Source organism: Kitasatospora putterlickiae (assembly GCF_039527695.1).
GTDB lineage: Bacteria > Actinomycetota > Actinomycetes > Streptomycetales > Streptomycetaceae > Kitasatospora > Kitasatospora putterlickiae.
The window spans coordinates 1-2,767 of sequence record NZ_BAAAKJ010000490.1 but is presented as its reverse complement, the minus strand read 5'-3'; the positions used below and the strand labels follow the sequence as shown (position 1 = coordinate 2,767).

Sequence of the window (2,767 nt, the reverse complement as noted above, 5' to 3'; positions counted from 1 at the left end):
CGCGCTCGCGATGCTGCTCGGCGGCCTCGCGGGCGCCGTCCTGGTCCTGCACGGCCACCTCGCCCTCACCCTGGCCCTGGCCGCCCTCCTCCTGCTCGCCACCACCCTCGCCGCCCACCGCCTCTCCACCCCGGACGCCCCCTGGGCGCCGCCGCCCGCGCCGTAGGCCCTCTACTTCGGATCACGCCCGGCGGTCGCTGGTCCGACGTCACCCGAAGGAGAGGGCCCAGCCGTCACCAGGCGTGGTGGTGCAGGGCGACGTGCACGGTGTCCACGAGCTGGATCAGCGCGGCCCGCGCGGTGCCGGTCGGGCAGTGCGCGTCCAGCATCAGGAAGCCGTGCACGGTGCCCTGGTAGCGCATCGCCACCACCGCCACCCCGGCCGCCCGCAGCCGCGCCGCGTAGGCCTCGCCCTCGTCGCGCAGCACGTCGGCCTCGGCGGTGAGCACCAGCGCCGGGGGCAGCCCGGCGAGCTGTTCCAGGGTGGCCCGCAGCGGCGCGCCGGTCGCCTCCCGGCGCCGCCGCGCATCGGGCAGGTAGGCGTCCCAGTACCCGCGCATGTGGTCGCGGTGCAGGAGGTAGCCGGTGGCGAACCGGTGGTAGGAGGGGGTGTCGAAGTCCGCGTCGGTCACCGGGCAGACCAGCACCTGGTGGACCAGCCGGACGTCCCCGCGCTCGCGGGCCAGCAGCGTCAGGGCGGCCACCAGGTTGGCGCCCGCGGAGTCGCCGACGGCGGCCACCCGCTCCCCCGCCAGGCCGATCTCGTGGCCGTGCGCCTGGATCCACCGGACCACGGCGTAGCACTGCTCGACCGCCACCGGGTAGCGGGCGGCGGGCGCCCGCGCGTAGTCGACGAACACCACGGCGGCGTCGGCGCCCAGGGCGACCTCGCGGACCAGCCGGCGGTAGCCCGCGGCCTCGCCGGGCGACCAGCCGAGGCCGGGCAGGAACAGCACCACGGGGCACGGCTCGGCGGCGCCGGCCGGTCTGGTCACCTGGACGGCCACCCGTCCGGCGGGGCCGCACGGCAGGGCGAGCCACTCGGTGGTGGTGCCGCAGGGGTCGTCGGGATCGCCCGCTTCGTCATCCCGGCCGCCGGGCCCGTCGTCGGCGGGGAGCAGCGCGAGCAGGTCCGGCGGTTCCCCCGCCGACCGGTCGGCCGCCCGGGCGGCCAGGAACTCCTGGAGCGCCCGGTCGAGCACCGGTCCCTGGCCGGGAAAGGGGATGGGGTCGGACAACGCTTCGCTCCTGGCTTTCGGTCGGTGGTGCGCGCCGGCTCGTCGGCCGGTCTCGTCAGCCGGCCCGCTCCGCTGATCCACGGGCCCGCCATTCGCGCGGCGGCACGCCGTAGGCGGCGCGGAAGGCGCGGCTGAAGTGTGCCGGATTGACGAACCCCCAGCGCTGCGCGACGGCCGACACCGTCGGCGCGGTGCGGCCGCGCCGGGACAGCTCGCGGGCGCACGCCTCCAGCCGGCGCTGCTGGATGAGCCTGCTCACCGTCACCCCCTCTCCCTCGAAGAGCCGGTGCAGGTAGCGGACGGAGACGTGGTGGGCCTGGGCGATCCGTTCGGGCGCGAGGTCGGGGTCGCCCAGGTGCCGCTCGATGTACTCCCGGATCCGGCGGACCAGGTGCGTGTTGGGGGTGTCCGGCTCGTCCGCCGCCCGGCCGAGGGTGAGCTGGGCGACGAGCGCGCTGAGCAGGTCCGCGACGCTGCCGGCCAGCCGGTCGCCGACCGGCGCGGGGTAGGAGTCGGCGGTGGCGGCGAGGCCGCCGAGGAAGGAGAGCAGCACCGGTCCGCATCCGTCGGCGGGGCCGACGGCCGTCGCCGAGACCCGCCGCAGGTCGTGTTCCGGCACGCCCAGCAGCCGGCGCGGCAGGTGGAACAGGTGGGTGCGGAAGCGCTCGGGGTAGTCGAAGGCGTACGGGCGCGCGGTGTCGTAGAGGACGAGCCCGCCGGCCGCGACCTCCGCCCGGCGGCCGTCCTGCTCCAGCACGGCCCGGCCCGACACCTGCACGCCGACTCCGACGTGCGGTTCGCCGCACGGGATCCGGGCGATCAGCGCGGCCGTGCGGGCGAACCGGGCGGCGTCCGCCTCCAGCGTGGAGACCCGGACGTGGCCGAGCCGGTGCGAGACCAGCCGCCCGTCGAACGGCAGGCCGGTGCGCGGGTGCAGCTCGACCGGCACCAGCGTCCGCGACACCGCCCCGCCCAGGTACGCCGCCTTCTCGCCGTCCGGGACCGCCGCGGTCGTCACCGTCACGCCCATCTGACCGCCCTTCCGTCGATTCCCTGCCCGTTCAGCCTGACCGAAGGGGCAGGCGGTGGGTTAGGTCATCTGACTGCCGTACCGGGCGGTGGCCCCGGCGGCGGGTGGGTCAGCCGGGTTGGACGGTCTGCGCGAGGGCGTGGGCGAGGGCCGCGCGCGAGGTGATGCCGAGCTTGGGGAAGATCTTGTAGAGGTGCGCCGCCACGGTGCGCGGCGACAGCTGGAGCCGCTGGCCGATCTCCTTGTTGGTCAGACCGGTCGCGGCCATCCGGGCGATCCGCAGCTCCTGGCCGGTCAGCAGGGCCGGGGCGGACGGGGCCGCGGCCGGTCCGCGCTGGGGCGGGACCACCAGGTCGCCCGCCGCGCGCAGCTCCTCCTCGCACTGGGCCGCCCACGGCCCGGCCCCCAGCCGGCGGAAGACGTGATGGGCCGCGCGCAGCACCTCCCGGGCGCCCGCGCGGTGGCGGCGGCGCAGCCAGGAGCCGTGGGCGAGCCGCAG

At 77.0% G+C, this 2,767-nt stretch carries 3 protein-coding genes; all 3 read right to left on the bottom strand.

Going from position 1 to position 2,767, the window contains the following annotated elements; genetic code table 11:
* Window positions 1–233 precede the first annotated feature (233 nt).
* Entirely contained in the window at window positions 234–1,238 is a 1,005-nt protein-coding gene (locus ABD308_RS37730) for an alpha/beta hydrolase (RefSeq protein ID WP_344345324.1), read from the bottom strand.
* A 55-nt stretch (window positions 1,239–1,293) separates the two neighbouring features.
* Complete coding sequence (locus ABD308_RS37725; protein WP_344345321.1) at window positions 1,294–2,268, bottom strand: AraC-like ligand-binding domain-containing protein; 975 nt, start codon at window positions 2,266–2,268, stop codon at window positions 1,294–1,296.
* A gap of 109 nt (window positions 2,269–2,377) precedes the next feature.
* Window positions 2,378–2,767, bottom strand: a 390-nt coding sequence (locus ABD308_RS37720; protein ID WP_344345317.1) for a helix-turn-helix transcriptional regulator, incomplete at its 5' end; no start/stop codon positions are given.